Consider the following 25,077-nt stretch of genomic DNA (forward strand, 5'->3'; position numbering starts at 1 on the left):
GATGGGAGCAGGCGATGAAGATCGGTGTGCCTCGCGAGGTCAAGAACCACGAATACCGGGTGGCGGCGACGCCGGCCGGAGTACACGAGTTCACCTCGGCCGGCCACGAGGTCTTCGTGGAACGCGGCGCGGGCGAAGGCTCGTCGATCCGCGACGAGGACTACACGGCCGCCGGCGCGAAGCTGCTCGACCAGGCGGACGACGTGTGGGGCACCGCGGACCTGGTGCTGAAGGTCAAGGAACCGGTCGCCGAGGAGTACCACCGGCTGCGTTCGGACCAGCTGCTGTTCACCTACCTGCACCTCGCCGCGAGCGAGCCCTGCACCAAGGCCCTGCTCGACGCGGGCACCACCTCGGTGGCCTACGAGACGGTCCAGCTGCCCAACGGCTCCCTCCCGCTGCTGTTCCCGATGAGCGAGGTGGCCGGACGGCTGGCCCCGCAGGTCGGCGCGCAGACGCTGATGCGCGTCAACGGCGGGCGCGGCGTGCTGATCGGCGGCGTCTCGGGGGTGCCGCCGGCCCGCGTGGTCGTGCTGGGCGCGGGCGTCGCCGGGATGAACGCGGTCGCCGTCGCGGCCGGGACCTGGGGCGACGTGGTGCTGTTCGACAAGAACGTCGACAAGCTGCGCGCCGCCGACCGGATGTACCAGGGCCGCATCCGCACCGCCGCGGCGAACTCGTACGCGATCGAGCAGGCGGTACTCGAGGCCGACCTGGTGATCGGCGCGGTGCTCGTCCCCGGCGCGAAGGCCCCGAGCCTCGTGTCCAACGAGACGGTCTCGCGGATGAAGCCGGGCAGCGTGCTCGTGGACATCTCGATCGACCAGGGCGGCTGCTTCGAGGACTCGCGTCCGACGACGCACGCCGACCCGACCTTCCGGGTGCACGAATCGGTGTTCTACTGCGTGGCCAACATGCCGGGCGCGGTCCCGCACACCTCCACGCACGCGCTCACCAACGTCACGCTCCCCTACGCGCTCGAAATCGCGAACAAGGGCCTCCGCACCGCGGTCCAGGACACGCCCGAACTCCGCGGCGGTGTGAACACCGTGGCCGGGGCGCTGACCTACGAGCCGGTCGCCGTGGCGCACGGCCTGCCGTTCACCGACGTCGCCGACGCGCTGGCCTGAGCCTGCCCGGCGCAGCGCGGCGGGGTGGGAAAACCGGCCACTGCGAGTTACGTTTCAGCCCACCCCGCTGCACGCCGGCCACTTGGGAGAACGCACGTGCCACGCACGCTGATCGAGATCGACCGCTCGTCGGACGAACCGCTGTACCGCCAGGTCCGGCGGGCGATCGAGCACGGCATCGCCATCGGCACGTTCGACCCGGCCCGCCGGCTGCCCAGCTCGCGGGAACTGGCCGTCGAGCTGGGCGTTTCCCGCAACACGATCAACCTCGCCTACCAGGAGCTGGTCGCCGAGGGCTACGTGGAAAGCCGCGAGCGCAGCGGGCTGTTCGTCAACACCGAGATGCGCCCGCACTGCGCGGTGGAGGAACGGGACACCGAATCGAGGATCGACTGGGCGGCCCGGGTGCGCCGGTTCCCGGACGCCGGCGTCGCGCACATCGAGAAACGCACCGACTGGGCGAGCTATCCGTACCCGTTCCTCGCCGGGCAGGTCGACATCACCGCGTTCCCGGCCCGGTCGTGGACGCGCTGCCTCCGCGACGCCCTCTACCGCCCGCACGTCTTCCACAGCCTGCAGGACAGCGTCGGCTCCGATGACCCGATGCTGGTCGAGATGGTCTGCCGCCAGCTGCTCACCACCCGCGGCATCGAGGCGGACCCGGACGAGGTGCTGATCACCGTCGGCTCGCAGCAGGGCCTCGACCTGCTCGGCCGCGTGCTGCTCGGCCCGGACCAGGTCGTCGCCATCGAAAACCCCGGCTACCTCGACGCCCGGCACATCTTCCTCCGCACCGGCGCCCGCGTGACCGGGATCGACGTCGATTCGCGCGGCCTGCAACCGCCCGAATCGCTCGACGGGGTCGACCTCCTCTACCTCACCCCGAGCCACCAGCACCCGACCAACGCGACCCTCAGCATCGGCCGCCGCCGCCAGCTGCTCGCCCAGGCCGCCGCGTCCGGCACCGTGGTGGTCGAAGACGACTACGACAGCGAATTCCGCTACCAGGGCAGCCCGACCCCGGCGTTGAAGGCGCTCGACAACACCGGCGACGCCGTCTACCTCGGCACCTTCTCCAAGTTCCTCTCCCCCGGCCTGCGCCTCGGCTACCTGGTCGGGCCGCGCGAGCTGGTGCGCGCGCTGCGCGAGGCCCGCCGGTACGTCCTGCGCCACCCGCCGGGCCAGCTGCAACGGGCGCTGGCGCTGCTCATCGAAAGCGGCGAGTACCACCGCTCGCTGCGCCGCTACCGCACGAAGTTGATGCGCAAATGGACCGCCACCACCGCCGCGGTCGCCGAATACCTGCCGTGGGCGCAGGGCCCGTACCCGCCCGGCGGCGTCAGCCTGTGGATGACCGGCCCGTCCGAACTGGACTGCCGGGTACTGGTGGAGCGCGCGGAGGAGCTGGGCATCCTCATCGAACCGGGCGACATCTTCTTCCTCGGCGACGACCCGCCGCGCAACCACTTCCGCATCGGCTTCTCCGCCACCCCGCCGTCCGCGATCGACCCGGGCATCCGGCTGCTCGGCGACCTGTGCCGGGAGCTGCTGGACAGCTGACTGGACCCACGCGCGCGTCGCCTTCTGGACCTGTTCGCGGGCCAGCTCCCCCGGCACTGTCTTGGGGCAGGACACGTGGACAAGGAGGTCCCATCGTGGGCGAACCCGCGGTATCCGCTCGTCCGGCCCCCGACCTGGTGGTGCTCGGGGGCACGGTGCTGACCCTGGACCGAGGCGGGACGCGGGCCTCCGCGCTCGCCGCCCGCGACGGCCGGATCACCGAGATCGGCGACGACCGTTCGATCGCCGCTCTCGCCGGTCCCGAAACGACGGTGCTCGACCTGGCCGGGCGCACCGTCGTCCCGGGTTTCGTGGAGTCGCACAACCATCCCTCGTTCTTCGGCATGGCGCTGGCCGCCCCGGTCGACGCCGGAAGCCCGCCCAACGACCGGATCAGCGACATCGCCGACCGCGTCCGGCAGGCGGCGCGCGACTTCGGCCCCGGCGAATGGATCAAGGGTTTCCGTTACGACGACACGCTTCTCGCCGACAACCGGCACCCCACCCGGCACGATCTCGACCCGGCTTCGCCGCGGAACCCGGTCCTGCTCACCCACGTGACCGGACACTTCTCCGTGGCGAATTCCGCCGCGCTGCGAGCCGTCGGCATCACCGCGGCCACGCCCGACCCGCCCGGCGGCGCCATCGCCCGCGACGAACGCGGCGAACCGACCGGCCTCCTCATCGAGACCGCGGCGTTCCTGGTCAACTCCGCGATGCCGTCGCAGGGCCCCGACGAACTGGCCGCGGCACTCCAGCTCGCCGACGCCGAGTACCTCCGCAACGGCGTCACTTCGGTGCACGACACAGGAATCGGCCTCATCGGCGGCGACCAGGAACTCGCCGCGTACCGGATGCTCACCAGCGCCGGAAAGCTGCGCACCCGCATCCACGGCTACCTCTTCCACACCCTCCTGCCCGGTCTCGCCGAAGGCACCCCGGAATCGCCGGATCCGTCCAATCCGGACGGCTTCACCATGAACGGCATCAAAATCGTCGCGGACGGCTCGATCCAGGGCCGCACCGGCTGCCTGGCCGAGGGCTACACCTGCGACCCCGACGAGCACGGCATGATGCTGCTCGAACCGGACGAACTGTCCCGCCGCATCGCCGCGCTCGACGCCGCCGGCTGGCAGGTCGCCGTGCACGGCAACGGCGACGCGGCGATCGACGCCATCATCGACGGCTACGCCCGCCTCGGCGCGCCCGAAGGCACCGGCCGCCGCCACCGCATCGAACACTGCCAGACCGCCCGCGAGGACCAGCTCGACCGGATGGCCGAAAACGGCATCGCCGCGTCGTTCTTCATCAAGCACGTCTACTACTGGGGCGACCGGCACCGGGACGTTTTCCTCGGCCCGGAGCGGGCTCGCCGGATCAGCCCGCTCGCGTCGGCCCGCTCCCGCGGAATCCACTTCGGACTCCATTCCGACACCCCGGTCACGCCGGTGCCGCCGCTGGAAGGCATCTGGTGCGCCGTCGCCCGGCAAACCAGCAGCGGCCAGCTCCTCGGCCCGGAGCAGGCGATCGACGTCGAAGCCGCCCTGCGCGGGTACACCATCGACGCCGCGTACCTGGCCGGCGAGGAAGAGAGCAAGGGCAGCCTCGAGGTCGGCAAGCTCGCCGACCTGATCGTGCTGTCCGAGGATCCGACCGCAGTGGACCCGAACCGGATCCGCGACCTGACCGTCGACGCCACCGTGATCGGCGGACGGCTGGTCTGGCAACGCGATCCCGTCCCGGCCGGAGGTGCGCGATGATCCGGAGCTGGCCCAGCCTGTGCATCGGGCTCGGCATCCCCGCGGTGGCGGTCCTCGGCGGAATCCCGCTGGTGGCGGGTTCGCCCGCGACCGTCGCCGGGTTCCCGCTGGTGTTCTTCTGGATGTTCCTCTGCTTCCCGCTGACCACCCTGTGCCTGTGGATCAGCTGGCGGTTCTTCGACCGCAAGCACTACCCGGCGGACACGCCCGCAGCGAAGGAGGACCAGTAATGCTGATTCTCATTGTCGCCGTCGTGATGGGGCTGTCGATCCTGCTCGCGCTGTGGGCGGGCCGCTCGTCGCGCGGCGGCGGGATCTCCGAGTTCCTGGTCGGCGGCCGTTCGTTCCCGCCGTGGCTGCTGTACTTCCTGGCCGTCGGCGAGGTGTACAGCATCGGCACGATGATCGGGTTCCCGAGCGGCATCTACGCGCACGGCGCGAGCTACGGGATCTGGTTCCTCGGCTACATCCTGCTCGCCTATTCGCTGGGCTACTTCCTCGCCCCGCTGGTCTGGCGCGCGGCGCGCAAACACGACGCGATGACCGTCCCGGACGTGTTCGGCCGCCACTACGGCAGCCGGACGCTGGAGCTGATCACCTGCGTGACGATGCTGATCGCGCTCGTGCCGTGGGGCCAGTACCAGTTCATCGGCCTGCAAGTCGTGCTGAGCAACCTCGGGCTGAAACTGACGCCCGTGCAGTGCGTCATCCTCGCCGGGATCATCGCGTTCGCCTACATCGCCGTGTCCGGCATCCGCTCCCCCGCGTTCGTGTCGATCCTCAAGGACGCGTTCATGCTGCTCGGCGTGGTGCTCGTCGGCCTCGCCGCGGTGCTGGTCGCCGGCGGGACCTCCGGGGTGACCGGGCCGGAGGCGCTGGCCAGGGCGCAGACCACGATGGGCGGCCAGGACCTGTGGTTCGCGATGACCACGATCCTGTTCCAGAGCGTGGTCTTCTACCTCGGCTTCGGCGGCGCCTACGTGTTCCCGGCGCGCTCCGAGCGGGCGGTGAAGAGTTCGACGGTGTGGATGCCGCTGTACATGCTCATCTACCCGTTCCTCGTCTTCGCCGCCTACTACGGCCTCAAGCAGCACCCTGGGCTGAAGAACCCGAACACAGTCTTCATGGTGACCGCGAAAGGCCTTCTCCCGGAACCGGTTCTGGGTCTCGTGGCCGCTGGCGCCGCGTTGTCCGGCGTGCTGGTGCTCTCCGCGACGGCGTTGGCGATCGGCGGCATGGTCAGCCGCAACCTGGCCCCGAACGTCCGGCCCGCGGCACAACGGCGCTGGACGGTCGTGGCGGTGGCGGTGTTCCTGGTGCTCGCCGCCGTGCTCACGCTGACCGCCTCGACGCTCATGCTCACCGTGCTGAACCTGACCTACAACCTGCTGGCCCAGGTCGTGCCGGGCTGGCTGGCGATCCTGTTCGCCCGGCGGGTGCGCACGGCCGCGATCGCGACCGGCATGGTGGTCGGCGTGGTGACCGCGGTCGTCCTGTACGCCACCGGCGTGACGCTCGGCGGCCTCAACACCGGCCTGGTGTCGATGGGCGTCAACCTGGTGATCGTCTTCGGCTGGAGCCTGCTCGCTCCGGGAAAGAAGCGTTCGCCGATCGCCTTGGAGCGCAACGAACCCGCCGCGGTCTCGCCGGTCGCTCAGCCGGCAGGCTAGCGGCGCGCCATCAGGTCGAGGATCTCGCGGAAGGCACGGAATCCCGTGCCTTCCGCGGCGTCCAGGGCCACACTGCGGCGGTAGTACGCACTGAGATCGAGACCGACCCCGATGCCGTACACCTCCGTCTCGCTCCGCTCCAGCCCGTCCGCCACCTGCACCAGATGCCGGTCCAGGTACCGCTCCTCGTTGGCCAGCGCGGTCGCGCCGTCCATCGGGCTTCCGTCCGACAGCACGAAAACCAGCCGCCGCCGCACATCGCACTCCCGGGCCCGTTCAGCCGCCCACGCCAACGCCTCGCCGTCGATGCCCTCGCGGAACAGATCGGCTTTGAGCAACGCCGCGACATCCCGCCGCGCGCGCCGCCACGGTGTCGCCGCGTCCTTGAACACCAGGTGCCGACGCTCATTGAGCCGCCCCGGGTGCTTCGGCCGCCCGGCGCGCATCCAGTCCCGCCGTGCCCGGCCGCCGTGCCAGGCACCGGTGGTAAAGCCCAGGATTTCGCAACTGGCCCCGGCGAGATCGAGCGCCCGGGCGAACACATCGACCAGCACCGCAACGGTTTCCCGGTGCGCCTTCATCGAACCCGAGCAGTCGATCAGGAAGGTGACCAGCACGTCGGCGACCGGTTCGGCCCGCTCGACCCGGAACACCCGATGGTCCGCGGGCGTCGCGATCAACCGCGCGAGAGCCCGGCCGTCGATCTGGCCCTCCTCCTGCGCACCGTCCCAGCCGGACCGTTCCGGCTCGGCGAGCACCGCCGTGAGCTCCCGCGCGAGCCGAGCCACGTTGACGCCCTGCTTCGCCACCCGGGCGTCGAGCCGTTCGCGCAACTCGCGCAGCAATTCCGGCCGCACCAACGGTCCCGCCCGGTCCTCGCGGTCGTAGGCGGTGGTGAAAACCCGATACGAACCGGCCGCCACCGGTCCGTTGTGGTCGCCGAGGCCTGCGGTACCGCCTTCCTCGCTGCCGGTTTCGTCGTCGAAATCCAGCAGCAGCGCGTACGCCGCGGTGTCGTCTTCCTCGTCCTCGGCGTCTTCGGACTTCTGCGGCTCCAGCAACCCGGCGACCGCCTCGGCCAGCGCCCGCGCGTGCTCGGCGAACGCCGCCTGATCGGCCCGGTGCCGCCGAAGCCCGGCCAAGTGCGCACCGAGCATCGGCGCGATCGCCGCCCGGGTCGCCTCGATCAGGTCCTCGGTCTCTTCCACGACCGGCTCGCCGGTGATCCGCGCCCGCGCGACCTGCGCGACCGTGTAAATCAACACGCCGCGCGCCGTCTCGGTCAGTCCATTGTGGTGCGCCGAAAGCGACCAGCGTTCGTGCCGCCGCCGCACATTCGCCGTCACGCCGGGAAAACCGTTCGGAATCAGCGACTCCACCCGGAACTGCTCCAGCAGCTCGAACAGCAGCCGCTCGACACCGCCCTCGGGCCGCAACCGCTTGTGCAGCTCCCGATCCGACCGGCTCAGGTGCAACGCCATCCCGTCCGCCGCGCCGCGGAAGGACTGCACATCTTCGTCTTCGGAGCGCAGATGCGGCGCGGGCATCGGCACCGGGCGGGTGCCGCGATGCAAGCGCCCGCCCCGGAAATGCGCGTCCGGCGACCCGCTGACCGCCCGGATCGCCGCCGCGGACAGCTCCTCGACTTGCTGGCGCCGCCGGGTCTCGGGCGTGCTCACGCCGCGGCCAGCTCCTGGTCGAAGCAGCGCTGGAAGTACTCGGCGACGACCGGGCGTTCGGCCTCGTCGCATTTGTTGAGGAAGGTCAACCGGAACGCCAGCGCCGGATCGCCGAAGATCTCGCAGTTCTCCGCCCACGTGATGACCGTGCGCGGCGACATCAGCGCGGACAGGTCGCCGGCCCGGAACCCCTCGCGGGTCAGCCCGGCGACCGCCACCATCGCTTCGGCGAACTGCTCGGTCGTCCGCGGCACCCGCGCCCGCACGATCGCCGCTTCCTCTTCCGGGGCCAGGTAATCGAGCGCGGCGACGATGTTCCACCGGTCGATCTGCGCGTGGTTGAGCCGCTGCACGCCGTGGTAGAGCCCGTTGAGATTGCCCAGCCCCACGGTGTTGGCGGTGGCGAACAGCCGGAATCCCGGGTGCGGGCGCAGCACCGTGTTGCTGTCGATCAGGGTGAACTTGCCGTCCCGTTCGAGCAGCCGCTGGATGACGAACATGACGTCCGGCCGTCCCGCGTCGTACTCGTCGAGGATCAGCGCGGTCGGCCGCCGCAGCGCCCACGGCAGGATGCCCTCGCGGAATTCGGTGACCTGCTTGCCGTCGCGCAGCACCACCGCGTCCTTGCCGACGAGGTCGAGCCTGCTGATGTGGCCGTCGAGGTTCACCCGCAGGCACGGCCAGTTCAGCCGCGCCGCGACCTGTTCGACGTGCGTGGACTTGCCGGTGCCGTGCAGGCCCTGCACGAGCACGCGCCGGTTGTGCGCGAACCCGGCCAGCAACGCGAGCGTCACGTCCGGGTTGAACCGGTACGCCGGATCGATTTCGGGCACGTGCTCGCCGGGCTCGGAAAAGGCCGGGACGACCAGGCTCGAATCGATGCCGAACGCGTCGCGCACGGCGATCCGGGCGTCGGGACCGTTGCCGCACAACGGGTTCATCAGGGGACCTCCGTCAGGACGGGATGCTGTCGGCGTCGTCGGCCGAACCCTCGGCCTCGACCTCCTTGATCGCTTCGGCGGCCCGCTGCAACGCGGGAAGCGCCTGCAAAGCCTTGTCGGCGGTGAGCCGCATGACCGGGGCCTGCACCGCCACCGCCAGGTTGGACCGCCCGCTGCGGCTGGGGACCAGCACCGCCACGCACACGAGCCCGGGCAGGAATTCCTCGTCGTCGAGGGCGAACCCGTCGCGCCGGATGCGGGCGAACTCCTCCTCCAGCGCGTCGAGGTCGGTGACCGTCTTGGCGGTGTACTGCTTGAGCGGCGCGTGCGCGAGCAGCTTGCGCCGCTGCGCCGGGCTCATCTGGGAGAGAATGATCTTGCCGCTGGCCGAGCAGTGGATCGGCACGCGCGAACCCGGCCGCAGGTAGAACCGCAGGGGCTCGGGCGTTTCGACGCGGTCGAGGTAGACGATCTCGCTGCCGGACAGCGCGGTGATGTTGCAGCTCTCCCCCAGCTCGTCGACCAGGTGGTTGAGCACCGCGCGCCGCGCGCCGTGGTGCGTCGCGTTGAGCAGCAGGTTCTCCGCGAGGCGGCGCAGCCGGTCGCCGGTGCCGTAATGCCGCCCGTCGGCCTGGCGCACGAGCAGGCCCGCGCCTTCCAGCTGCTGCAGCATCCGGTGCAGCGTCGGCTTCGGCAGGCCGGTCTCCTCGACCAGGCTCTGCAGCGTCACCAGCTGGTCCTTCGCCGCGATCAGCTCGAGCAGCGAGAACAGCCGCATGGTCGGGGTGTCTCCGTCGAGGCCCGCGCCGTCCGGCTCGCGCACGAGTTCCACGGCGCTGGTCTTCCGCAACTCACTCACGTTCCGAAAAGTAGCACATCCTGTCTCGTTTTCCAGCAACTGCCGGTTGACCTCCCGCGCGTGGCGTCCTATGGTCCATCGAGTTCAGCTTTTACGAACCTCACGTACCGAAAACCAAGACTTTCAGCGTCGAAGGAGTTCAACCATGGCGGAGAGGAAGACGGGCGACGGCCGCACCGTCGTCAGCGGAACGGCGAAGATGACCCCGTCGGAGGCCTTCGTCGAGACGATGGTGGCCAACGGCGTCACCGACATCTTCGGCATCATGGGCTCGGCGTTCATGGACGCGATGGACATCTTCGCGCCGGCCGGCATCCGGCTCGTCCCGGTCGTGCACGAGCAGGGCGCCGCGCACATGGCCGACGGCTACGCCCGGGTCAGCGGGCGCCACGGCGTCGTCATCGGGCAGAACGGCCCCGGCATCAGCAACTGCGTCACCGCGATCGCGGCGGCGTTCTGGGCGCACAGCCCGGTCGTGATGATCACGCCCGAGGCGGGCACCATGGGCACCGGGCTCGGCGGCTTCCAGGAGGCCAACCAGCTGCCGATGTTCCAGGAGTTCACCAAGTACCAGGCGCACGTCAACAACCCGAAGCGGATGGCCGAGTACACCGCGCGGGCCTTCGACCGGGCGCACGCGGAACTCGGCCCGACGCAGCTGAACATCCCGCGCGACTTCTTCTACGGCGAGATCGAGACCGAGATCCCCGAGCCGCAGCGGCTCGACCGCGGCCCCGGCGGCGAGAAGAGCCTCGCCCAGGCGGCCGAACTGCTGGCCACCGCCGAGTTCCCGGTGATCATCTCCGGCGGCGGGGTCGTCATGTCCGACGGCGTCGAGGAGGCCAAGGCGCTCGCCGAGCGGCTCGGCGCGCCGGTCGTCAACAGCTACCAGCACAACGACAGCTTCCCGGCCAGCCACCCGCAGTGGTGCGGCCCGCTCGGCTACCAGGGCTCCAAGGCCGCGATGAAGCTCATCTCGCAGGCGGACGTGGTGATCGCGCTCGGCACCCGGCTCGGCCCGTTCGGCACCCTGCCGCAGCACGGCATGGACTACTGGCCGAAGAACGCGAAGATCATCCAGATCGACGCGGACCACAAGATGCTCGGCCTGGTCAAGAAGATCACCGTGGGCATCTGCGGCGACGCGAAGGCCGCCGCCGCGGCGCTGACCGAACGCCTCGCCGACCGCACGCTCGCCTGCGACGCCACCCGCGGCGAGCGCGCCGACCGCACCAAGGCCGAAAAGGACGCGTGGGAGGAAGAGCTCTCCGCGTGGACCCACGAGAAGGACCCCTACTCCCTCGACATGATCGCCGAGCAGGAGCAGGAGGAGGGCAACTGGCTGCACCCGCGCCAGGTCCTGCGCGAACTGGAGAAGGCCATGCCGCCGCGGGTGATGGTCTCCACCGACATCGGCAACATCAACTCCGTGGCGCACAGCTACCTGCGCTTCGAGGAGCCGCGGTCGTTCTTCGCGCCGATGTCCTTCGGCAACTGCGGTTACGCGCTGCCGACCATCATCGGGGCCAAGGCCGCCGCGATGGACCGGCCGGCGATCGCGTACGCCGGCGACGGCGCGTGGGGCATGAGCATGGGCGAGATCATGACCGCGGTGCGGCACGACATCCCGGTCACCGCCGTGGTGTTCCACAACCGCCAGTGGGGCGCGGAGAAGAAGAACCAGGTCGACTTCTACGACCGCCGGTTCGTCGCCGGAGAACTGGAAAGCGAGAGCTTCGCCGGGATCGCGCAGGCGATGGGCGCGGACGGCATCGTCGTGGACAAGCTCGAGGACGTCGGCCCGGCGCTGAAGAAGGCCGTGGACGCGCAGATGAACGAAGGCCGCACCACGGTCATCGAGATCATGTGCACCCGCGAGCTGGGCGACCCGTTCCGCCGCGACGCGCTGTCGAAGCCGGTGCGGTTCCTGGAGAAGTACCAGGACTACGTGTAATCCCCCGCTAGCGAGCCGACGAACCGGCCGGGCCCCGCGCCCGGCCGGTTTTTCGCGTCCGGGCCCCGATCTGGCCCCAGTGATCCGCCTCTTTCTGGCTCTGGGCGTGGACCAGAAAGATTGCGATCGTCGACACATTCCCGTTCTCGCACACACAGGAGGTCGCCAGGTGAACGTCACGGAGCTGCGGGCCACTGCCCGCCGACACCTCGGGCCGCACTTCACGCGCAAGGACACCTGGCAAAGCGAATTCCCGGTGTTCGTCCGCGGCGAGGGCAGCTATCTGATCGACACCGAGGGCCGCCGCCACCTCGACGGTCTCGCCGGGCTGTTCTGCGTCAACATGGGCCACGGCCGCGCGGACATCGCCAAGGCCGCGGCCGACCAGGTCGGCACCCTCGCCTACGCCAGCAACTGGGGCTCGGCGCACCCGCCGTCGATCGAGGCCGCCCGGATCATCGCCGACCTCGCCCCCGGCGACCTCGGCACCACGTTCTTCGTCAACTCCGGTTCGGAGGCGGTCGAGACCGCGCTGAAGTTCGTCCGGCAGTACCACCGCAGCCAGGGCGCCCCGGAGCGGACGAAGATCATCAGCCGCGAAATGGCCTACCACGGAACGACCATGGGCGCGCTGTCGGTCACCGGTCTGCCGAAGATCAAGGAGCCGTTCGGCCCGCTGCTGCCGGGCATCCGGCACGTCCCGAACACCCTCGGCTTCACCGGCGACTGCGGCCCGGCCGACCAGCTCGACTGCGTCCGCGCGATCGAGGCGGTCATCCTCGAGGAAGGCCCGGAGACGGTCGCCGCGGTCTTCGCCGAGCCGGTCCAGAACGGCCGGGGCGCGCTGGTCCCGCCGGAGGGCTACTGGCCGGCGCTGCGGGCGCTGTGCGACAAGTACGGCATCCTGCTCGTTTCGGACGAGGTCATCTGCTCGTTCGGCCGCCTCGGCCACTTCTTCGGCCACGGCCTCACCGGCGTCGTACCGGACCTGATCACCTTCGCCAAGGGCTCAACCTCGGGCTACGCCCCGCTCGGCGGCGTGATCGTGCGCGAGCAGCTGGTCACCGAGCTGTACGACTCCCCGAAGGGCGGCGTGTTCACCCACGGCGCGACGTGGGGCGGCCACCCGGTGTCGACGGCCATCGCGGTCGCCAACATCAGCGCGATGCGCGACGAGAAGGTGCCCGAGCACGTCCTCTCCGAGGGTCCGAAGCTGCACGCCGCGCTGGAGTCGCTGAAGGACGCGCACCGCTGCGTCAAGGACGTCCGCGGCACCGGGTTCTTCTACGCGATCGAGCTGATGGCCGACCGCGACGGCGGCCGCGAGCTGACCGACCAGGAGTCGCTGCAGGTCCTGCGGGAGGTCCTGCCGGAGTCGTTCCGCCGCACCGGGGTCATCCTCCGCGGCGACGACCGGGGCGCGACCATGCTCATGATCTCGCCGCCGCTGGTGGCCGACACGGACGTGCTGGACGAGCTCCTGCACGGCGTCGACGGCATGCTCACCGACGTGGAGAAGGCGATCCAGCCCTGACGGATAGCGCCGGCGGGCGCTGGGTACCTCGTAGGACACGGGGCACCCGGCGCCCGTCGTGCTGTCCGGGGCCGGCTCGTTCTGGTCCCAGAGCATCGGTGGTATCTGGCTCTCGCAAAGGGACCTGTTCCTTTCTACGGTGACGGGAACCACACAGCAGCTCTCAGCGACATCGCGGCGGCGGCCGGCGCGGGGACATCGAGGTCCCCCGGCGCCGCCGGAAGGAGGAGACGTGGGTTCTGCACCGGAAACAGCCGCCGAGAGCGGTCTCAAACCGGGCCTGAAGCAACGCCACATGAATCTGATCGCACTCGGCGGCGTGATCGGCGCCGGCCTGTTCGTCGGAAGCGGCGTGGTCATCCAGTCGGCCGGGCCCGCGGCGGTGGTCTCGTTCCTGATCGCCGGGCTGATCACCGTGCTCATCATGCGGATGCTGGCCGAAATGACCGTCGCGCGGCCCGCGCTCGGCTCGTTCTACGTCTACGCCAGGGAGGCGATGGGCAACCGGGCCGGCTTCACCGTCGGCTGGATGTACTGGTACTTCTTCGTGATCGTGGTGGCCGTGGAAGCGGTCGCCGGCGGCCGGATCCTGCAGCTCTGGCTGCCGAACGTGCCGCTGTGGGTGCTGAGCCTCGGCCTGCTCCTGCTGCTCACCGCCACCAACCTGGTCTCCGCGCGGTCCTACGGCGAGTTCGAGTACTGGTTCTCCTCGATCAAGGTCATCGCGATCCTCGTGTTCCTGGTGGTCGGCGCCCTGTACCTGTTCGGCGTCTGGCCCGGCTCGCACGGAGGCGTCGGGAACCTGGTCTCCCACGGCGGTTTCGCCCCCATGGGCATCGGCGCGGTGCTGGCCGCGGTCGTCCCCTGCGTCGGCTTCTACACCGGCGCCGAGATCGTCACCATCGCCGCGGCCGAGTCCGCCGAACCGCGCCGCGCGATCGCCAAGGCCATGCGCTCCATCGTGTTCCGCGTGGTCCTGTTCTACGTCGGCTCGGTCTTCGTGGTGGTCGCGGTCAAGGCCTGGAACGCCCCCGACACCGCCGTCAGCCCGTACGCGGCGGTCCTGGACGTGCTGGGCATCCCCGCCGTGGCGACGATCATGAACGCCATCGTGCTGACGGCCGTGCTCTCGTGCCTGAACTCGGCCCTGTACACGTCCTCGCGGATGCTGTTCGCCCTGACGCGCAACGGCGACGCCCCGAAGATGTTCACCAAACTGTCCCGCAGCGGCGTCCCCCGCCGGGCCATCATCGCCGGGACTGTCATCGGGTACGTGTCGGTGATCGCCGCGTACACCTCGCCGAACCTGATCTTCCAGTTCCTGGTGAACTCCTACGGCGCGGTCGCGCTGTTCGTGTACCTCGCCATCGCACTGGCCCAGGTCCGGCTGCGGAAGCGGCTGCAGAACACCGATCCGGGCGCGCTGAGCCTGAAGATGTGGCTGTTCCCGTGGCTGAGCTACGCCACGATCGCCTTGATGGCGGCGGTCATCCTGGCCATGGCGTTCCTGCCGACGACCCGCTCGCAGTTCTGGCTCAGCGCGGTGACGCTGGCGCTGATCCTGATCGCGTACCAGTTCCGGAAGCGCCGTCCGGCCGCTCCCGCGGCGGCGACCGAGACGGACTCATCGCGGGGCGAGGCCGGAGTCGCCTCGACCTGAGCTGCTCAGTCTTTGCGGGAAAGCCGGGCGGTCCCTCGACGGGGCCGCCCGGCTTTCCCGGCTGGCACCCCGCGATGCCGCGATTCTGGACCTACCGTCACGACCAGACGTCCCGCACAGTGGAGCGGTCCGCCCGCGCCGTGGAGGTCTGATGCCGCACCCGTCCAGGGTCCTCGCTCCCCCGGGCCGCCGATGACCTTCTGGCAACTGTCCCCGGCCGCGATGGCGTTCGCCGTCGCCGCCCTGTTCGCCGGGGGCCTGATCCGCGGCTACTCCGGCTTCGGCGCGTCCCTGGTGTGGGTCAGCTGCCTCTGCCTGGTCCTGCCGCCTCCGGCCGTCGTCCCGAGCACGCTCCTGCTCGAAATAGCGTCCAGCGTGACCCTGCTGCCCAAGGCCTGGTCCGACGCCCACCGCCCGTCCGTCCGCTGGCTCCTGGCCGGCGCGCTCCTCGGACTCCCCATCGGCATCTGGTTCCTCGCCGCGCTGCCCGAACGCGCCACGAGACTGACCGTCGGCCTGGTCGTCGGGCTCTCCGCACTGGCGCTGGCCCTGAGCCGCCGAACCCGCCGCCTGCCCGGCCGCGGCGCGTGCGCGAGCATGGGCACCGCCTTCGGAGTCCTGAACGGCGCCTGCGGCATGGGCGGCCCGCCAGTCGTCCTGATGTACCTGGCGTCCCCGCTGCCGATGACGGTCAACCGCGCGAGCCTGGTCGTCTTCTTCCTGGCCGCGGACACCATGACAGTCGCCACCGCGGGCACCGGCGGCCTCCTCACCAGCGACGTCCTCCTGCAGACCGCGCTCTTCCTTCCTCTGGCTCTGGCCGGAGTCGCCGCCGGAAGCTGGCTTTACCGCCACGCCCGCGGCGACGCCCGCCGGATCGTGCTGGGGCTCCTCGCGGTGCTTTCCCTTGCCCTGGTAGGCCAAGCGGTGGTCACATGACCCGTTCCCCCGACTGCTCGCTCCCCCACCAGGCGGCCCCATGATCCTCGGCGCACTAGCCGTCGCCTTCGCCGGCTTCATCGGCGGCCTGACCGGATTCGGCGCGTCGTTGGTCGGCACGCCACTGCTGCTGCTCATCGGACTCCCGCTGCCGCAGGTGGTCGTGATCAACCTGATCACCACCATGATCACCCGGCTCGCCGTGCTCCACCGCGAACGCGACCACATCGCCTGGCGCCGAGTGGCCGTCCTAGGCGCCGCAAGCCTCCCCGGTGCCGCCGCGGGCGCCCTCACGCTGCACCTGCTGCAGCCGCACGCTCTCCGCATCCTGGCCGGCACCGTGGTCGTGCTCTCCGGCCTGCGCCTGCTCCTGCGCCCAACCCGCGACGCCCACCCTGCGACCCCCGCGAAGCAGACAATCGCCGGCCTGCTGGGCGGCTACCTCTCCACGACGACTTCGCTGAACGGCGCGCCCCCAGCCGTCCTGCTGGCCTCGGCGAAAGTCCCCCCGAGAACCTTCGTCGGCGACCTGGCGGGCTACTTCGTGGTGACCAACTGCCTGTCCCTGCTCCTCTTGGTCACCGCCGGCCAGTTCGACACCACGGACCTGGGCACCCGCCTGCCGGTCCTGGTCCTGGCCGCCCTGGCGGGCAACATCCTCGGCGGCCGCCTCATCGGCCGGGTCCCGCGCCTGGTGTTCGACCGGGCGATCGTGGGGCTGATCGTGACGTCCGGCGTGGTGACGATGATCAGCGCCTGACGGGCGTGAGCGGTTCCCCGCGCCGCCGCGCTAGAGGAGGCCGGGCAAGCCCTGGGGCGCCCCGGCGACCGACTTCGCGATCCGGAGCGCGTTCGCCGCGATCGTCAGTGCCGGGTTGACCGCTGCCGAGGACGGGAAGAACGACGAATCGGCGAGCCACAGGTTCTCCACGTCGTGGCTGCGGCACGAGGCGTCCAGGACGCTGGTCGCCGGGTCGGGGCCGGCGACCGCGGTGCCGCACATGTGGGAGTTGGTCTCGATCCCCATGCGCTGGGTGAACAGCAACGGGTATCCCGCTTTGCGCACCAGCCGCCGCATCCGGGCGACGAGTTCGCGGTGCGGCGCGACGTTGTTCGGCGTCCAGTCGATGACCGTCCGGCCGCCTTCGACCCGGACCCGGTTGTCCGGCGAGGGCAGGTCCTCGGTGGTCAGGTACAGGTCGAGGCTGCGCGCGGCCATGAACGCGAGCGCGGGCATCGGGGCCCACCGGCGGGCGGGTTTCAGCATCGGGGCCTGGAGCTTGCCGAGCATCTGCACGTTGCCGAGCGGATACGGCCGCGCGTCGTAGAAGTCGTTGATTCCCAGCGTTTTCTGCCACTTCGTGGGGTTCGTGCGGAACGGGTTCACCCCGACGAAGAAGGTGCTGTTGTGCACCATGTAGTTCCGCCCGACGAGCCCGGACGAGTTGCCCAGCCCGTCCGGATGGCGCGCCGAGGCCGACCGCAGCAGGAGCGCCGCGGAGTTCACCGCTCCCCCGGCGAGGGCGAACCGGCCGGCGTTGATCCGCAGCGTCCGGCCCCGGTGCCGGACCTCGGCGGCGACGACCCGGGTGCCGTCGGGCGAGACGACCAACCGGGTCGCCTCGGCTTCGGGCAGCAGCCGCACGCCTTCGCGCAACGCGGGCAGCAGCAGCCGGTTCTCCGCGTCGGACTTGCGTCCCGTCTCGTCGGGGCACCCGTCGGCGGCGGTGACCGCGGCCCGGTCGGCGTCGGTCGCGACGTTCAGCGCGTTCGGCGTGTGGAACGGGTGCAGCCCGGACCGCCGCAACGACGCCGCGAACCGCTCGATCACCGGCTCGTGCGCGAGCGGCGGATGCGGGTACGGCGTCGAATGCGGCGGTTCGGTCGGGTCCTCGCCGAGCTGGCCGTGCACTTCGAGCAGCCGCTCGGCGAGGCCGTAGTACGGCTCCAGCTCCTCGTACGGGAACGGCCACGCCCGCGAGACCCCGTCGTGGTGCTCGATCTCGCCGAAGTCGCTGCGCCGGAACCGCGGCAGCATCGCCCCGTAGAACCTCGTGTTGCCGCCGACCCAGTAGTAGACGCCGGGCGCGAACGGCCGTCCGGTCCGGCCGTCCACCCACTCGCCGGCGTTCTTGTACCGGCCCTTGAGATACATCTCCGCCGGCTGCGAATTCTCCGGCTCGCGCGGGAGGAAGCCGCCCCGTTCCACGACGAGCACGCGCAGCCCCGACGAGCGCAGCGCCCACGCGAGCGCCGAACCGCCCATCCCGGAACCGATGATCAGCACATCGGTTTCGAGTTCGTCCTCCGGCGAAACGATGGACTCCGCGGGAGCCTCCGGCGGGATGTACACAGGTTCTCCTTCTCAGGCGTCGCCGCGGAGGAAGTCCGCGGCGCGTTCGCCGATCATGATCGCCGGGGCGTTGGTGTTTCCGGTGACGAGCGCCGGCATCACGGAGGTGTCGGCGACGCGGACGTTGTCCAGTCCGCGCACGCGCAGTTTTTCGTCGACGACCTTGCCCAGCACGCAGGTGCCCGACGGGTGGTAGAACGAGAACGACTGCGTGCGGATGAACTCGTCGATGTCCCGGTCGCGATCGGAAGCCGGGGCCAGCCCGGCCGCCGCGGCCCCGGCGAGGTCCGCGTCCAGCATCCCGGTCAGCCGGTTCTCCCGGGCGATCCGCATGCACATCCGGACCCCCTCGCGCAGGCGCTGCCGGTCGTCGACGTCGTCGAGGTAGTTGTGCACGATGCGCGGCTTGGCGTACGGGTGGTTGTGCCGCAGCCGGACCGAGCCGCGGCTCGCGGGCCGCGCGACGTAGGGCCCGAACGACATCCCCGGTTCGGCCGACGCGGTGAGCCCCTGGTCGCGCACGATCCCGAGCGCCGCGTGCACCTGGAGGTCCGGCGCGGGCAGGCCGTCGCCGGACCGCAGGAACCCGCCGACCTCGGTCCAGGCCATCGGGCCGTCGCCGTGCTCGCGCAGCCGCCGCTCCTCCGCCGAGGTGTCCGGGCCGGGCACCGGTTCGGCCCGGCTGGAGAAGCTGAGGAAACACCCGGCGTGGTCCTGCAGGTTCCGGCCGACGTCGGGCAGGTCGTGCAGCGGTTCCACGCCCGCGGCGCGGAGTTCGCCCGCGGGGCCGACGCCGGACTGCAGCAGAAGATGCGGCGAGTTGTAGGCGCCGAGCGACACCACGATCTCCCGCGAAGCCCGCAGCGTCCGAACCGTGCCGAGGTGGTCGACGTCCACTCCGGACGCCCGCGTGCCGTCGAACCGCAGCCGCAGCGCGAGCGTGGACGGGAGGACCGTCAGGTTCGGCCGCTCGGCGAGGAACGCGACCGCGCTGCTGCAGCGCAGTCCGTCGCGCTGGGTCACCTGGTAGTAGCCGACCCCGTCCTGCTCCGCGCCGTTGAAGTCCGGGTTGAACGCGTGCCCGGCGTTCTGCGCCGCTTCGACCCAGGCCGTCAGCAAGGGGTGCACGAACGCCGGGTCGCTCACCGTCAGCGGGCCGCCGACCCCGTGGAACTCGTCGGCGCCGCGCTGGTTGTCCTCCGACTTCTTGAAGTACGGCAACACGTCGGCGTAGCCCCAGCCCTTGTTGCCCAGCTGCTCCCAGGTGTCGTAGTCGTGCCGGTGGCCGCGCACGTACAGCATGGTGTTCATCGAACTGGTGCCGCCGATCGCCCGGCCCCTCGGCAGATACGCGCGACGGCCGCCCAGCCCCGGCTCCGGTTCGGTCTCGAAATCCCAGTCGTAGGCCGTTTTCATCTGCCGGGAGAACAGCGCCGGGATCTCGAACAGCCTCCCGGCCGCGGGCGGGCCGGCTTCGACGAGCGCGACCCGGACGCCGGGGTCTTCGGACAGCCGCCCGGCGACGGCGCAGCCCGCCGAACCGGCGCCCAGCACGATGTAGTCGTAGTCGGTCATGCGGGTTCTCCCGTTCAGAGATGCTGTTCGGTGGCGCGCGTGCGGTGGTACTCGTCCTGCCGTTCGTCGGTGATGTAGGCCGGGACCGGGAAGTCCCACCAGCCCGGCACCCACGGCCCGGCGGCGTCCCGGTCGGTCGGGACCTCGACCAGCGCGGGCTCGCCGGATTGGACGGCCTTGCGCAGGATCGGCTCGAGCGATCCGGCGTCCGGCACCCGCCAGGACTCGATGCCGAAGGAGGCGCCGAGCGCGGCGAAATCCGGGCTGTAGGGCGATCCGTCCGGCCGCGAGAACTCGGTGCCGATGTGCCGCGAGGTCTGCTTGCGCTGGCCGCCGCGGATGGACATGTAGCCCGCGTTGTTCTGCACGACGAACACGACCGGCGCGTCCATCGTGATGCTGAGCGCGATTTCCTGGGCGGTCATGAGGAAATCGCCGTCGCCGAGCACACACGCGACCGTCCGGTCCGGCCGGCCGAGCTTCGCGCCCACCGCGGCCGGGACCGCCCAGCCCATCGAGGAGAAACCGCCGGACGTCAGGTGCGTCCGCGGCTCGAAAACGGGGAACGTCTGCTTCACCGCGCCCTGGGTGTTGCCCGAGCCGGCGACGATGATCGAGTCGCACGGCAGGACCGACCGAAGGGCGCCGAGCGGACGCTGCGAGGTGAACGGGAACCGGTCGCTGTCTCGGCGACCGGCCAGCTGCTCCTCCCATTTCCGTTTGTGCTCGGCCAGTTCCGCCAGGTACTCGCCGCGTTCCGCGCGCGCCGACGGGAGCGTCTCGGCGATCGCCGAGACGGTGCGCTGCGCGTCCGCCACGATCCCCACTTCGGCCGGGTAGTTCTTGCCGATCTCGTGCGGGTCGATGTCGATGTGGATCAGTTTGGCGGGCGGGATCGAGAAGCTGACGCCCTGCGCGTAGCTGGAGGCGGACCAGTCGGTGAACCGGCAGCCGACCGAGACGACCACGTCCGCGGAGCTCGCGATCGCGTTGCCGACGATGGTGCCGGTCTGCCCGACGCTGCCCGCGAACAGCTCGTGGTCCTCGGGGAAGGCGCTCTTGCCGTTCCACGTCGTCACGACCGGGATCTGCCAGTGTTCGGCCAGCGCGCGCACCGCGTCGCCCGCTTCGGAAGTGACCGCGCCGCCGCCGACGACGATCACCGGCCGCCGGGCCGCGCGCAGCACCGCCGCCGCCCGCTCGACCGCGGCCGGATCGGGGTGCTGGCGGCCGACCGGGAGGCGGCGTTCCAGGTCGTGCAACTGGACGTCGGCGGCTTCGGCCTGCACGTCCATCGGGACTTCCAGGTGCACCGGGCCGGGCCGTCCGGTCAGCATCGAGTTGAAGCACCGGTGCAGCACGAACGGCAGCTCCTCGGCGCGGGTCACCACCCAGTGCCGCTTCGACACCGCCTCGGCGACCTTCGGGAAGTCGTTGGCGGTGTAGCGGTCCAGCTCCTGCAGCAGTCCGTGCCCGCGCATGTGGGTCGGCGGGCCGCCGGTGATCACCAGCACGCTGGTCGAGTCGGTGAACGCGGTGCCCATCCCGATCACGGTGTTGCTGGCCCCCGCGCCGATCGAGGTCACCGCGGCGATCGGGCGGCCGGTGGCGCGGTAGTACCCGTCGGCGAGGTGCACTGCGCTCTGCTCGTGGAAGGTCTGGACGAACGGGATCTTCGCTTCCTCGTCGAGGAACGCGTCGGTCAGGGACCAGATCCCGTGGCCGGGGATCCCGGCCACGTAGTCGACGCCGTAGTTGCGCAGCGTCCGCGCGACGATCTGGCCTCCGGTCAGGACAGGCATGGTTGCTCCTCGGTGTTTTCGGTCCGGTTCAGGCGGTTCGGCGCGCGGCCCAGGCGAAGCCCTGCGCGCACAGCCGGGTGACGTCGGGGTGCCGCAGGTCGTCCAGGTCGTGGCCGACGGCGCTGTAGAACACCCGGCCCGCGCCCCAGGTCCGTGTCCAGGCCTGCGGCATCCGCCGCCCGGCGAGCCACGGGACGTGCTCCCCGGTGAACTCCGTCTCGGCCAGCACGTGGTTGTTCGGGTCTAGCGACAGGTAGTACTGCTCGGACGCGACGTCGAAATCCGCCACCCCGCGGGTGATCTCGCTGTCGCGGTCCACAATGGACACCCGGTACGGGTCCTTCACGCCCTCCCCCGCCGGGTGTTCGAGGAAGCTGCCGCCCAGCATCAGGTGGTAGCGGATGCTGGTGCGGAACGCTGCCGCGGCGCCGTGCCAGGCGGCGATCCCGGTGCCCGCTTCGACCGCGCGCAGCAGGCCGTCCTCCTGCGCGACCGAAAGCCCTTCGGACAGCAGCGCGTTGTTCCAGTTGAGGGCGATGAGGTCGTAGCCGGTGAGGTCCGCGTCGAGCGCGAAGACGTCGTTGGTCTGGTCGACGTCGAAGCCGAGTTCCTTGAACAACGGCAGCGCCCACTCGTTCGCGATCTCGTAGGGCTTGTGCCCCGGCCAGCCGCCGTAGAGGTACAGGACCCTGGTCATGCTTCGCTCCTTTCCGCGGAGGCCGCCGAAGCGGCGCGGTCGCGCAGCCGCTGCGCGATTTCCAGTGCGTCGCCTTCCGGCGCGGTCGACTTCCGGTCCGGCTTCGCCGTCAGCAGGTACACCAGGCCCACGGCCGACACGACGAGGAAGCCGATCAACGCGATCCAGCGGTCCGCGAAGGACGCGTTCGGGTCCCCGGTCGGCGCGGCGAGCAGAATCATCGCCAGCACGCCGTAGACGAGCGCGGCGACATTCACCGCGAACCCGTACCGGCCGAGCGACCACGCTCCCGCCGGGCGCCAGCCCTTGAGCCGCATGCGCAACGCGGCGAGCACGACCATCTGGAACGCGGCGTAGCCCGCGAGCACCTGGAACGCGGCGATCCGCACCAGCGAGTCCGGCGAGAAGTAGACGAACACGAAGATCAGCAGCGGCGCGACGTTGACCGCGAGCAACGCGTTCCGCGGCACCCGGTAGCGGCTCGTCACGCGGGAGAAGATCCGCGCGCCCGGGAACATCTCGTCGCGGGCGAAGGAGAACACGATCCGGCTCGCCGCCGCCTGCTGGCTCATCACGCCCGCGATGAAAGACGTCAGCGCGACGAGCAGGATCAGCTTCGTGCCGACGGTGCCGACCGAACTCTGCAGGATCGCGGGGATCGGGTTGGTGTCGGAACCGGTCAGGACGGCTTCGAGGTCGGGCGCGGCCAGCGCGTACCCGGCGAACGCGAGCAGCGCGGCGAGCCCGCCGACGACGACGGTGAGCTGCATGGCCTTCGGGATGCTCCGTGCCGGATTGGGCACCTCTTCGGCGATCTCTCCGCAAGCCTCGAAGCCGTAGTAGAGGAACAGGCCGACCAGCGAAGCCGCGACGAACGCCGCGAAGTAGCTGCCCGGGTGGCTGGCCGAACTGCCGTGGAAGAAGATCGAGACCGGGTTGCGCCGCTGGAACAGCAGCAGGTACAGCCCGACCAGCACGATGCCGATCAGCTCGGCGGCGAGGCCGATCTTCGAGATCAGGGCGAGCACCCGGGTGCCGAAACTGTTGCACACCAGGCAGACCGCCGTCACGGCGACCGCGATCAGCAAGCGCTGCAACGGCGTCGAGGCCACGCCGGGGTGCTGCGCGGTGCCGCCGAAGAGGCTGGCCACGAAGTCGGAGCTGAACAGCGCGGTGCTCGTGATGCCGATGGTGATGCAGCAGATGTAGGTCCACGCGGTGAACCACGCGTACCTGCCGTTCCAGAGCCGGCGCGCCCATTGGTAGAGACCGCCGGCGAGCGGGAACTGCGACACGATCTCGCCGAACACGAGCGCGACGAGCAGCTGCCCGAGTCCGATGAGGACGATCCAGAAGACGGACGGGCCGCCCGCGGTGGACAGCCCCACCGCGAACAGCGACAGGACCCCGACCAGCGGGGAGAGGTAGACGAAGCCGAGGGCGAAGTTGCCCCAGAGGCTGACTTTGCGGTCGAAGCGTTGTTCGTAGCCGAGCGCGGCGAGCAGTTCGACGTCCTCCGCGGACGCGACCGGCCCGCCGGGCGGCGGGGTCGTGGGGGTTTCGTGTGTCGGGGTCATCGTCGACCTCCGGATCGGGATCGGGCGGGCAAGGGGAAAGGGCGGTCAGGCGCGGCCGAAAACGTGGTCGGTCCAGTCCAGGGCGGCCGAACCGAAACGCGCGGCCCGGACGTCGCCCGAGCGCGCGTGCCCTTCGAAGTTCTCCAGCCGGGACGCCCGGCCGCACAGCGCGCCGAGTTCGGCGCTCGCGGCCGGGTCCCGGACTTCCTGGTAGGTAACGGTTTTCAGGTACTTGCCGACCCACAGGCCGCCGGTGTAGCGCGCGGCCTTGAGCGTCGGCAGGACGTGGTTGGTGCCGATCACTTTGTCCCCGTAGGCGACGCACGTCTTGTCGCCGAGGAAAAGCGCGCCGTAATTGCGCATCGCGGAGAGCGCGGCACGCGGGTGTTCGGTGAGGATCTGGACGTGCTCGCTGGCGTATTCGTCGGCGAGGGCATAGGCGGCGTCGAGGTCGGGCACGACGAGGACCTCCCCGTGCTGGCGCCACGCGACGCCGGCGACGTCGCGGGTGGGCAGACCGGGCAGCAGTTCCTCGACCCACGCGATGGTCTCGGTCGCGACCCGGTCCGAGGTCGTGATCAGCACTGCCGGGGAATCCGGTCCGTGCTCCGCCTGCGAAAGCAGATCGGTCGCGACGACGAACGGGTCGGCGCTGTGGTCGGCGACGATCAGGACCTCGGTCGGCCCGGCGAACAGGTCGATGCCGACTTCGCCGAACAGCTGCCGTTTCGCCTCGGCGACGTAGGCGTTGCCAGGCCCGGCCAGCAGGTCGGTCTTGGCGATCGATTCGGTGCCGAGCGCGAGCGCCGCGATCGCCTGGACCCCGCCGAGCACGTAGATCTCGTCGGCGCCGGCGAGGTGCATCGCCGCGATGCTGACCGCGGGCGGGTTGCCGCGGTCCGGCGGAGTCGTCGCGGCGACCCGCCCGACGCCGGCGACCTTCGCGGTCACGACGGTCATGTGCGCGGACGCGGTGAGCGGGTAGCGTCCGCCGGGAACGTAAGCTCCGGCCGCGTCGACCGGGATGTTCCGCTGTCCCAAGCAGACTCCGGGCAGCGTCTCGACCTCGAAGTCGGCGAGCGAATCCCGTTGCGCCTTGGCGAATCCGCGCACCTGCCGCTGCACGAAGCGCAGGTCGTCCAGCACCGTCTCGGGCACGGCGGACACCACACGCGCGACCTCGTCGGGCCCGAGCCGGAAGGACTCCGGGCTCCACGAGTCGAATTTCTCCGACCACCGGCGCACCGCGGCGTCGCCCTCGGACCGGACGTCCTCGATGATCTCCGCGACCGTGTCGGCGATCTCCGGGCGGCCGGCCCGCACCGGCTCCGCCGCGAGCCGCTCCTTCACGATCTTGACCGAAGTGGACACTGCACGCTCCTTGACGA

At 70.6% G+C, this 25,077-nt stretch carries 19 protein-coding genes; 10 read left to right on the forward strand and 9 right to left on the reverse strand.

What is annotated here, in order from left to right; genetic code table 11:
- The first annotated feature begins 14 nt into the window (after positions 1-14).
- The 5 genes from ald (at position 15) to EIZ45_RS21195 (ending at position 6,119) form a co-directional block, all read left to right on the forward strand.
- Positions 15-1,130 carry an alanine dehydrogenase gene (gene ald / locus EIZ45_RS21175; RefSeq protein ID WP_037814379.1) on the forward strand — a complete coding sequence of 372 codons (1,116 nt, stop codon included), beginning with the start codon at positions 15-17 and terminating at the stop codon, positions 1,128-1,130.
- A 96-nt stretch (positions 1,131-1,226) separates the two neighbouring features.
- Complete coding sequence (locus EIZ45_RS21180) at positions 1,227-2,690, forward strand: PLP-dependent aminotransferase family protein (protein WP_134666222.1); 1,464 nt, start codon at positions 1,227-1,229, stop codon at positions 2,688-2,690.
- 95 nt (positions 2,691-2,785) lie between these two features.
- Positions 2,786-4,450, forward strand: coding sequence for an amidohydrolase (locus tag EIZ45_RS21185; protein ID WP_134666220.1), 1,665 nt, complete (start codon positions 2,786-2,788; stop codon positions 4,448-4,450).
- Positions 4,447-4,680 carry a DUF3311 domain-containing protein gene (locus EIZ45_RS21190; protein WP_037814381.1) on the forward strand — a complete coding sequence of 78 codons (234 nt, stop codon included), beginning with the start codon at positions 4,447-4,449 and terminating at the stop codon, positions 4,678-4,680. Before EIZ45_RS21185 ends, EIZ45_RS21190 begins: the two co-directional genes overlap by 4 nt.
- Positions 4,680-6,119, forward strand: a complete 1,440-nt coding sequence (locus EIZ45_RS21195; protein WP_037814382.1) for a sodium:solute symporter — start codon at positions 4,680-4,682, stop codon at positions 6,117-6,119. The genes EIZ45_RS21190 and EIZ45_RS21195 overlap by 1 nt, the downstream gene beginning before the upstream one ends.
- Here the strand turns inward: EIZ45_RS21195 and EIZ45_RS21200 are convergent.
- From EIZ45_RS21200 to EIZ45_RS21210, 3 genes are read right to left on the reverse strand one after another with little or no spacing between them, the layout of a single operon-like run.
- Entirely contained in the window at positions 6,116-7,798 is a 1,683-nt protein-coding gene (locus tag EIZ45_RS21200; RefSeq protein WP_240690765.1) for a cobalt chelatase, read from the reverse strand. The genes EIZ45_RS21195 and EIZ45_RS21200 overlap by 4 nt on opposite strands.
- Positions 7,795-8,739, reverse strand: a complete 945-nt coding sequence (locus tag EIZ45_RS21205) for an AAA family ATPase (RefSeq protein ID WP_134666218.1) — start codon at positions 8,737-8,739, stop codon at positions 7,795-7,797. Before EIZ45_RS21205 ends, EIZ45_RS21200 begins: the two co-directional genes overlap by 4 nt.
- Before the next feature lie 13 nt (positions 8,740-8,752).
- Positions 8,753-9,598 (reverse strand): IclR family transcriptional regulator, encoded by an 846-nt coding sequence (locus tag EIZ45_RS21210; RefSeq protein WP_037814385.1) that lies wholly within the window; start codon positions 9,596-9,598, stop codon positions 8,753-8,755.
- A gap of 145 nt (positions 9,599-9,743) precedes the next feature.
- Here EIZ45_RS21210 and xsc point away from each other — a divergent pair, with 145 nt between their 5' ends.
- From xsc to EIZ45_RS21235, 5 genes are all read left to right on the forward strand, one after another.
- The gene (gene xsc / locus EIZ45_RS21215) at positions 9,744-11,552 is read left to right on the forward strand and encodes a sulfoacetaldehyde acetyltransferase (protein ID WP_037814386.1); all 1,809 of its coding nucleotides are present in this window, start codon (positions 9,744-9,746) and stop codon (positions 11,550-11,552) included.
- A gap of 169 nt (positions 11,553-11,721) precedes the next feature.
- Positions 11,722-13,086, forward strand: a complete 1,365-nt coding sequence (locus tag EIZ45_RS21220; RefSeq protein WP_037814387.1) for an aspartate aminotransferase family protein — start codon at positions 11,722-11,724, stop codon at positions 13,084-13,086.
- 295 nt (positions 13,087-13,381) lie between these two features.
- A complete protein-coding gene (locus EIZ45_RS21225) occupies positions 13,382-14,746 on the forward strand; it encodes an amino acid permease (protein ID WP_051729058.1) in 1,365 nt (454 codons plus the stop codon).
- Positions 14,747-14,938: 192 nt separating this feature from the next.
- Complete coding sequence (locus tag EIZ45_RS21230) at positions 14,939-15,685, forward strand: sulfite exporter TauE/SafE family protein (protein WP_037814389.1); 747 nt, start codon at positions 14,939-14,941, stop codon at positions 15,683-15,685.
- Between the two features lie 40 nt (positions 15,686-15,725).
- Complete coding sequence (locus EIZ45_RS21235; RefSeq protein ID WP_134666216.1) at positions 15,726-16,445, forward strand: sulfite exporter TauE/SafE family protein; 720 nt, start codon at positions 15,726-15,728, stop codon at positions 16,443-16,445.
- A 30-nt stretch (positions 16,446-16,475) separates the two neighbouring features.
- Here the strand turns inward: EIZ45_RS21235 and EIZ45_RS21240 are convergent, their stop codons facing one another.
- From EIZ45_RS21240 to hisD, 6 genes are read right to left on the reverse strand one after another with little or no spacing between them, the layout of a single operon-like run.
- Entirely contained in the window at positions 16,476-18,038 is a 1,563-nt protein-coding gene (locus EIZ45_RS21240; RefSeq protein WP_134666214.1) for a GMC oxidoreductase, read from the reverse strand.
- Positions 18,039-18,050: 12 nt separating this feature from the next.
- Positions 18,051-19,613, reverse strand: a complete 1,563-nt coding sequence (locus EIZ45_RS21245; RefSeq protein WP_134666211.1) for a GMC family oxidoreductase — start codon at positions 19,611-19,613, stop codon at positions 18,051-18,053.
- A 14-nt stretch (positions 19,614-19,627) separates the two neighbouring features.
- The gene (locus EIZ45_RS21250; RefSeq protein WP_134666209.1) at positions 19,628-21,415 is read right to left on the reverse strand and encodes a thiamine pyrophosphate-binding protein; all 1,788 of its coding nucleotides are present in this window, start codon (positions 21,413-21,415) and stop codon (positions 19,628-19,630) included.
- A gap of 28 nt (positions 21,416-21,443) precedes the next feature.
- The gene (locus EIZ45_RS21255; RefSeq protein WP_134666207.1) at positions 21,444-22,112 is read right to left on the reverse strand and encodes a ThuA domain-containing protein; all 669 of its coding nucleotides are present in this window, start codon (positions 22,110-22,112) and stop codon (positions 21,444-21,446) included.
- A complete protein-coding gene (locus EIZ45_RS21260; RefSeq protein ID WP_051729037.1) occupies positions 22,109-23,689 on the reverse strand; it encodes an APC family permease in 1,581 nt (526 codons plus the stop codon). Before EIZ45_RS21260 ends, EIZ45_RS21255 begins: the two co-directional genes overlap by 4 nt.
- Before the next feature lie 45 nt (positions 23,690-23,734).
- Positions 23,735-25,060 (reverse strand): histidinol dehydrogenase, encoded by a 1,326-nt coding sequence (gene hisD, locus EIZ45_RS21265; protein WP_134666205.1) that lies wholly within the window; start codon positions 25,058-25,060, stop codon positions 23,735-23,737.
- Positions 25,061-25,077: the final 17 nt, after the last annotated feature.

It is taken from the genome of Amycolatopsis sp. CFH S0740, assembly GCF_004522315.1.
Lineage (GTDB): Bacteria > Actinomycetota > Actinomycetes > Mycobacteriales > Pseudonocardiaceae > Amycolatopsis > Amycolatopsis nivea.

Excerpts from the sequence above, each read along its gene's own strand:
- ald (WP_037814379.1), top strand. The coding sequence starts at position 15 with ATGAAGATCGGTGTGCCTCGCGAGGTCAAGAACCACGAATACCGGGTG.
- EIZ45_RS21190 (WP_037814381.1), top strand. The coding sequence starts at position 4,447 with ATGATCCGGAGCTGGCCCAGCCTGTGCATCGGGCTCGGCATCCCCGCG.
- EIZ45_RS21195 (WP_037814382.1), top strand. The coding sequence starts at position 4,680 with ATGCTGATTCTCATTGTCGCCGTCGTGATGGGGCTGTCGATCCTGCTC.
- EIZ45_RS21205 (WP_134666218.1), bottom strand. The coding sequence starts at position 8,739 with ATGAACCCGTTGTGCGGCAACGGTCCCGACGCCCGGATCGCCGTGCGC.
- xsc (WP_037814386.1), top strand. The coding sequence starts at position 9,744 with ATGGCGGAGAGGAAGACGGGCGACGGCCGCACCGTCGTCAGCGGAACG.
- EIZ45_RS21225 (WP_051729058.1), top strand. The coding sequence starts at position 13,382 with ATGAATCTGATCGCACTCGGCGGCGTGATCGGCGCCGGCCTGTTCGTC.
- EIZ45_RS21230 (WP_037814389.1), top strand. The coding sequence starts at position 14,939 with ATGACCTTCTGGCAACTGTCCCCGGCCGCGATGGCGTTCGCCGTCGCC.
- EIZ45_RS21235 (WP_134666216.1), top strand. The coding sequence starts at position 15,726 with ATGATCCTCGGCGCACTAGCCGTCGCCTTCGCCGGCTTCATCGGCGGC.
- EIZ45_RS21245 (WP_134666211.1), bottom strand. The coding sequence starts at position 19,613 with ATGACCGACTACGACTACATCGTGCTGGGCGCCGGTTCGGCGGGCTGC.
- EIZ45_RS21250 (WP_134666209.1), bottom strand. The coding sequence starts at position 21,415 with ATGCCTGTCCTGACCGGAGGCCAGATCGTCGCGCGGACGCTGCGCAAC.
- EIZ45_RS21255 (WP_134666207.1), bottom strand. The coding sequence starts at position 22,112 with ATGACCAGGGTCCTGTACCTCTACGGCGGCTGGCCGGGGCACAAGCCC.
- EIZ45_RS21260 (WP_051729037.1), bottom strand. The coding sequence starts at position 23,689 with ATGACCCCGACACACGAAACCCCCACGACCCCGCCGCCCGGCGGGCCG.